The organism is Variovorax sp. Varisp85, assembly GCF_047304045.1.
Lineage (GTDB): Bacteria > Pseudomonadota > Gammaproteobacteria > Burkholderiales > Burkholderiaceae_C > Variovorax.
Genome location: NZ_JBGLYN010000183.1, coordinates 1 through 209, shown reverse-complemented (window position 1 = coordinate 209; position 209 = coordinate 1). Strand labels below are relative to the sequence as shown.

1 pseudogene is annotated in these 209 nt (G+C 65.6%); it reads left to right on the top strand.

Annotation, left to right across the window (positions count from 1 at the left end):
• Positions 1-209, top strand: a pseudogene (locus ACCC97_RS28945) (acyl-CoA dehydrogenase); the annotation flags it as partial.

Genomic DNA, 209 nt, shown 5'->3' with positions numbered 1-209 from the left:
ATGGTGCGCAGCCGCGCCGAGCCGCAGCCCGACGGCACCTACAAGGTGTTCGGCACCAAGATCTTCATCACCTACGGTGAGCACGACATGGCCGAGAACATCGTGCACCTGGTGCTCGCGCGCGTGACCGGTGCGCCCGAGGGCGTGAAGGGCATCAGCCTGTTCGTCGTGCCCAAGTTCCTCGTGAACAAGGACGGCTCGCTCGGGGA